This is a genomic window from Allostigmatella hybrida (assembly GCF_020103775.1).
Taxonomy (GTDB): domain Bacteria; phylum Myxococcota; class Myxococcia; order Myxococcales; family Myxococcaceae; genus Hyalangium; species Hyalangium aurantiaca.
Window position 1 is genome coordinate 1 of sequence record NZ_JAHXBH010000060.1, and the last position, 6,350, is coordinate 6,350.

5 protein-coding genes and 1 pseudogene are annotated in these 6,350 nt (G+C 61.3%); 4 read left to right on the forward strand and 2 right to left on the reverse strand.

Features of this window, described 5'->3' with window-relative positions:
* Positions 1-81: 81 nt before the first annotated feature.
* Entirely contained in the window at positions 82-444 is a 363-nt protein-coding gene (locus tag KY661_RS36910; RefSeq protein ID WP_225414654.1) for a hypothetical protein, read from the reverse strand.
* Between the two features lie 130 nt (positions 445-574).
* Complete coding sequence (locus KY661_RS36915) at positions 575-1,075, reverse strand: hypothetical protein (protein WP_225414655.1); 501 nt, start codon at positions 1,073-1,075, stop codon at positions 575-577.
* Positions 1,076-1,771: 696 nt separating this feature from the next.
* Between KY661_RS36915 and KY661_RS36920 the strand changes: the two are divergent.
* The 4 genes and pseudogenes from KY661_RS36920 to KY661_RS36935 all read left to right on the forward strand — a co-directional run.
* A pseudogene (locus KY661_RS36920) lies at positions 1,772-2,131 on the forward strand (transposase); the annotation flags it as partial.
* A gap of 17 nt (positions 2,132-2,148) precedes the next feature.
* Positions 2,149-3,339 (forward strand): ISL3 family transposase, encoded by a 1,191-nt coding sequence (locus tag KY661_RS36925; protein WP_317987330.1) that lies wholly within the window; start codon positions 2,149-2,151, stop codon positions 3,337-3,339.
* Between the two features lie 1,062 nt (positions 3,340-4,401).
* Positions 4,402-4,872: a hypothetical protein gene (locus KY661_RS36930; protein WP_225414658.1), complete on the forward strand. Its 471-nt coding sequence runs from the start codon at positions 4,402-4,404 to the stop codon at positions 4,870-4,872.
* A 362-nt stretch (positions 4,873-5,234) separates the two neighbouring features.
* Entirely contained in the window at positions 5,235-6,212 is a 978-nt protein-coding gene (locus KY661_RS36935) for a Shedu anti-phage system protein SduA domain-containing protein (RefSeq protein ID WP_225414659.1), read from the forward strand.
* Positions 6,213-6,350 lie beyond the last annotated feature (138 nt).

The following is a 6,350-nucleotide window of genomic DNA, read 5'->3' on the forward strand; positions in this document are numbered from 1 at the left end:
CTGTCCTCTCAAGCCACCGCTTCCCCTCTCGCTAACCCCTCCTGCTGCCAGCCTCCTCCATCACCTTGAAAGGGGTGGTCCTCAGTGCATGGCGAACGCGCCGCGGAACATGTCGAGCGCGAGGTACATGAAGCCCGCGCAGAACACCAAGGCCCCCAGGCTCCAGAGGGCGGCCTTCCGGAAGATGCCATCCGCCCATGCCGGGTACAGCATGCCGCCAAGCCACCCAGCGGTGGCCAGCACGATGAGCAGCACGACCCAGAGGAAGAGCACCGGCGCGACCACCGCCGCCGCGAACTGCATGCCTTCCTGAAGGTAGGGGAGGTGCTCGTGAGCGAGGTGTCCCACCCCTGCGAGCAGGAGCAGCAGCACCTCCACGGCGCCCAAGCCGAGCGCGCCGTACCCCGTCCAGCGGACTGCCTTCGCGAACATCTTCTGGGCCACGGAGCATGCCTCCAGCGATTGGACCGCCCAACCGGCCGTATCTAGCCACAGAAGGCCCTGAGCGTCGCGGTGGCAGCAAAACCTTCAGCAGGCCGCGCGGGTACCGGCTAACCGGGCGGCAAGGGGGCATCTACCGTCCGTGCTTACGGGGAGGGTGGATGCCGTGCCGGGCGGCCACCTGCCGCGCGTATTCGATGCCGTCGAGCATTTGCTGGCGGGAGTGCCGATGCTTGGGCAGCCTGCGCACGCGGCGCTCCGTGTCTGCCAACATGGCGAAGGCGTCTTCCGCTTGCTTGGGAAAGCGCGGCAAGGACTGTACGTAGATCGTCGAGATGTGAAAGCGGTTCCAGAGATCCGGGAAGCCGAGCCGCTTCAACCTGCGCAGCCACGGCCCAAAGTCTTCCCAAGGCCGGCTCTGTCCGTATGCCTCGTCTACAACGTCCAGCGCCGTCAGACGCTTGAGGTGCAGACGTTCGCTAGGGCTTCGCGCCCCTTGCGCAAACTGCTGCTCAAGGTCCTTGAGTGCGGCCACGAAGACTTCAAAGGGCTGGTCAGCGTGAGCCAGCCCAAATGTCAGCCACTCACGCTGCTCGGCAACTGTGCTCCACCACTCCGCACGAGCGCGCGCCACCGTCAGGACCTCCCAAGACATTGAAAGTCGTTGACCCTCTCAGGCCAGTGTCCGTTCGCGCGGCACTGCTGGTAGCAGGCACGGCAGATCGTCTGTCCGTGCTGGCCTCGCTTCTCGTATTCGCCCCCCAGCGCGATGCACTGCTCCCAATAGTCGCGGCACTTCTTTTCCCTCTCCCGGATTTCTTCCGGCGACAGGTCCGTGAGAGGCGGCAACTTATCGGGCCCGTTCTTGGGTTCCTGCTTCGGCGTCTGCTTCGGCGCTTGCCTGGGAGCTACTGCCCCGCAGCGCTCGTACTGGCCTGGGTTCTTCTTGAGGCAGCAAGTGGTCGTGGAATCGGTCTGATTGCACTCGACGGGAACGGGCTGCGCGATGGCCTCGCTACTCTTCGCGCCTGATCCGCCTGTGCCTTGGTGCGCTGCCTGGGTGGAACTACAGCCCGCCGCGCCCCAGAGCGCGACACACAGCAAGAGCGCGCGAGAAACAGGGCCCCGCACGTGTCCGTCTTGGTTCATGCGCTCCCCGGTTCTAGCCCGTTCACCCGGATCATCCGTCAGGCCGAACTCTTGCGGCAAGACCTTAACACTACTGCGTTACGGGTCAGAATGAGGAGGGAGCGAACAGCCGAAGGCTGAGCGAGTTGGCCGGTATTGTGTTGTCCGTCCGGCGTCCTACTCATGAGGTATGGAGCTTTTGATGGAGGGCGCTACGGTGCAGCGGTTGGAGAGGTACTTCCAGAAGCTCGGGGACGTGCTGGAGGAAGAGAGTCGGCGAGGCTCTTTCGCCCTGTACGCGATGGGACTGCTGGGAGAGGGGGAGCGCAAGAGTGTAGAACCTATTGCCGCGCGAGCATGCCCGGACCCCAAAAGGGTGGACGCGATGCACCAGAGGTTGTTGCACTTCGCGGTGGACTCGAAATGGAGCGACCGGGCCGTCAGACGGGTAGCGGCCCAGTACGCGTTGGAGGCCATGAAGAAGCGAGAGCCAGTGGAAGCGTGGATTGTGGATGACACGGGCTTCCTAAAGCAGGGCAAGCACTCGGTGGGGGTGCAGCGGCACCGCAGGTGGTAGGGGTGGATGATTGGGCCCTGCGTAAAGGGCGGACGTACGGTTCCATTCTCGTCGACTTGGAAGCCCACCGCGTAGTCGACGTGCTTGCGGACCGTTCGGCATCCACAGTGAGCCAATGGCTCCAGCGGCATCGCGGAGTCCGAGTCATCACTCGGGACCGCTCCAGCGAGTATGCACGGGCAGCCCAAGCGGGCGCCCCCAAAGCCCAGCAGGTGGCAGACCGCTGGCACCTGCTGCTCAATGGACGGCAAATGGTAGAGCGCTGGCTCACAGGTGCGCACGCGCGCCTGCGAGCGCTGCCCTGCGTGCCGAAGCCGTCCGCTTCATCGAGGCCTCGTCGTTCCAGCTTCCCAAGGACGCACAGCGAGGTGAGCGCGGGTGAAGAGAGCCGGGCACGCCGCCTGGCCACGTACCAAAAGGTGCGCCGCCACCACCTGGCCGGGGAGCCTCTGCTGACCATCAGCCATAGCCTGAAGCTGGCTCGGGGGACGGTGCGCAAGTATGCCCTCGCGGAGGCTTTTCCTGAACGAGCTGTTCGAGCCCCAGGGCCAAGCCTCCTCGACCCGTACCTGGAGCACCTCGCGCGGCGGCATGCAGAGGGCTGTGAGAATGCGCTTCTTCTCTGGCGAGAGCTTCGCGCCAAGGGCTATCCCGGCTCTTCGCGCCAAGCTCACCGCTGGCTCCAGACACGGCGGACTGCCCCGGCACGCTCGACGCCACGCGCCCGCCGCGAAAGTCAGTCCACGCCGACAGACGCACGCACCTACTCTCTGCCTTCGCCGAGGCAGTTGGCATGGCTGTGCGTGCAGCCACTCTCAGCACTCAGTCCCGCCGACAAGGCTCTGCTGGTTCACCTTGAGCAGGATGAGGAAGCTGCTCGTGTCATCGCGCTGGCACGTCGATTCAATCAACTCGTGCGTGAACGGGGCGTCACCCACGCCGCCAAGCCGAATCCTTCTTGCAAAGCCTTTGAGGCATGGCTCCGGGAGGCCCGCTCATGCGGGGTGCGCTCGGTGGAGACATTCGCCGCAGGGCTTGAGCAAGAAGGGGAGGCGATCCGCGCCGCGCTCACAACGCCGTGGAGCAATGCCCAGGTGGAAGGACAGGTCACGAGGCTCAAGTTCCTCAAGCGTCAGATGTACGGACGCGCCAGCTTCGATTTGTTGCGGCGGCGTGTGCTTCTCGCTGCGTAATCCACACAAAGTGCGGGAGAGCCACCAAATCGGGGCAAGCCCATTCCACCCGCTGGTCAAGTGCACCTTCACGGCGCACGCACACTGGGGGCACATGCGGCCCCCAGCCCTCTAACGGAGGCGTCCACGGGGGCTCGACGCGCGCCAAAGGGCGCGACGCCACATGGAAGCGGAGGGAGCACGCCCGCGACGGACACGTGGTGCCTCTCGGGACAGTTTACGCGCCCCGTGCAGTCTTGAGCCGTGGCACGTCGAGTTCCGCTAGTCTGTCCGCTCCCTTCTCTACAACCTTCGCCGATTCGTCCGCCGCTTCCCGCGCTCCGAACGAAGACCCGAGCCAGCAAAGCGTCCGCCACTTCTCCGGCCGTCTGGAAGCGCTTCGAGCGTGAACGCGCCAGCAGCATTCACAGGGGCACCTTCAACGCCTGCAGGAGATCCTTGATCAACGCATCAAGATCCACGGTCGCGTAGGTCGCTGCCCGCCAGATCATGCCCTCCACCTCGTCAAGGGCAACCCGCTTTTTCCGTCCGCCTGATCGCTCGCTTCACGCGGGCACGCTTGCTGCGGGAGAGCGACCAATCCGGGGCAAGCCCACATTTCCAACACCACGCTGCGGCGCATCGGGCATTACCCACTCTGGCTGCATCACGTCGACAGTCGCTTCCTCCCCTCAACCCTTCCCGCATATGACCGAGCAGTGCTAGAATCTTTACAATGGAGCATAAACCGACCGAGTCCTTGTGCGCGTATTGCGATAGTCCGAGCAAAACAACACGTGAGCATCTATGGCCACGATGCATAATTGAGCGGGTTCCCGATTACAACGCACGGTACTCAAAACAAAACGCGCCGACAAAGTATTTGGCGCTGAGCTTGTGGTTCGAGACGTGTGCGCCACATGCAACAACGGCCCCCTTTCAAAACTTGATAGCTACATTTGCGAACTCTTCGACGTGTATTTTCACAAGCATCCCCAGCCGAACACGATGGTGCGATTCGAATACTCTTTCGACAGCCTCCTTCGGTGGCTGCTCAAGATTTCGTATAATTCGGCACGCAGCATGAATCCCAACACGCCGCTGCGGTTCTTGCGCGAATACATCCTTGGCAATACGACCTACCCTAGTGATTCAGTATCCTTGAAAATAGACATTGTTCCTCCCCTTGAATTCACTACACGGGAAGATGGCACAAAGCGCATGCTCACGCCAAATTGGATGCGCTGTGGAGAGGCACAACTCACGCCATCAGCATCGGACTGGTGCAGCATTCGGTTCGTATCTCTCAATGCCTTTGTTTTTGTCGCTCTTGTTACGCCTGATACCTCTCGCGTGGTTGACGAGACCGAGATTCGGCGTGTGCTTTCTGCAATTCCTGGCCATCCTATTTACCCAGACAGAGCCCATATTGATGTCCCAGTGGGCAGTCCGGATATCCGCCGCATGCACATGCACCACTTTGCAGCGAACAAGGAAAGCTACAACGCCTACTTTTCTCGCTTGGAGAAAGGGAAGAACGGACCCGTGAAATAGATCTGAGTTTTCTGCGATTTGCAGGACGGGCATACCCCCTCGCCCCTTGTGAGAGGAGGTGATGAGATGCTCGTCCTCGTCACTCTCACCGCTCACCTGCAACGCCGTGCGCCAACGCTCCAAGCTTCGGATACTTGGTATTGTATTGTCCGTTCCGGTGCCTGCATCCAAGGTGCGTTCCACTTGCCCGGAACCGGCGTTTCACATAGCCGGAATAGACGTTCCACCTGCCGCGAATCAATGGACCGGAGGACTCTAGATTAGTACTGCAGAAGCAGATGAGCCATCGCCTCAACAGGTTGCGCCTGCCTGCTGGACGAGGAACCGCATCATCTCGGGCATGCTTATGCGAGGAGTGAAGGATGAAGGACACCAATCACGAAGTGCACGTTTTCGCCACAATCCGACATACCTCGGCGGATGCCAAGCGCGCTGCATTCATGCGCTCAGGCAACCGGTGCGCATTTCCCGGCTGTGACGTGCTCCTGCTGACCCCCGGAGGGGCATTCATCGGCGAGATCTGCCACATTGAGGCGCTCACGCCAGGTGGTCCCCGCTACAATGCCGCCGCTACACCTGATCAGCGCGCAAGTCTCGACAATCTGATCGTGCTGTGTCCGAACCACCATCGTATGATCGACGCAGAGCCTGACCTGTATACGGTCGCTTGGCTCCGCCAAGTGCGGGATCGTCACGCGAACGCACTTCGCGATGCGCTTACCGCACCGCCAGCAAGCGCGCTTCTCCTTGAACCGGCCGCGCTTCGTACTCTCAAGGACGTGCTCGCATTTTGGGAGGAGAACAAGCACAACTCGAACGAGGAGTTTTGGCAGAGCTTCTTCTACACGAATCCGAACGTCATAGCGCAGGCCTTTCCCGACAGCGTTCTAAAGTTCAAGGACAAGTGTTACGTCGGTGGGAAGAGCATCGACAATAGGAACGGCAATCTACTCGACTTCCTGTACAGATCCGGCACTACGAAGAACGTCGTCCTGGTCGAGATTAAGACGCCGACGATGCGCTTGCTTGGGAAGCAATACCGTGGGAACGCCTACGCCGTGTCTGAGGACCTCTCTGGCGCAATCGTTCAGGTTCTGAACTACCGAGAGGAACTGCTGAAGAGCTTCTACATGCTCGCTGGGACAAGCGCCGAATCGTTCACTGCCACTGCGCCGCGCTGTGTGGTCCTTGGCGGTAGTCTCGCGGGTGAGCAGATGGACGCCAATCAGTGCCGTTCGTTCGAGCTTTTTCGATGGTCACAGCAGACGATCGTCTTGACCTACGATGATCTGTTCGCGAAGATCAAAGACATTGTTGATCTCGGCAGCCCACCACAGTAGTTGCTGCCGAACGAGGCGTTGACGCTGCCAAGCCGACCCGGCTGTCGTCGTACGGGATAGCCTAGCAGGCTGCTGAAAAAGTGACTGGCGGAGGACCCACCTCATGAGCTACCTGCCTCGGAGCACCTACGTGGGAGG

Bases quoted from the DNA above. Each gene is read 5' to 3' on its own strand.
- KY661_RS36930 (WP_225414658.1), top strand. From the start codon at position 4,402: ATGAATCCCAACACGCCGCTGCGGTTCTTGCGCGAATACATCCTTGGC.
- KY661_RS36935 (WP_225414659.1), top strand. From the start codon at position 5,235: ATGAAGGACACCAATCACGAAGTGCACGTTTTCGCCACAATCCGACAT.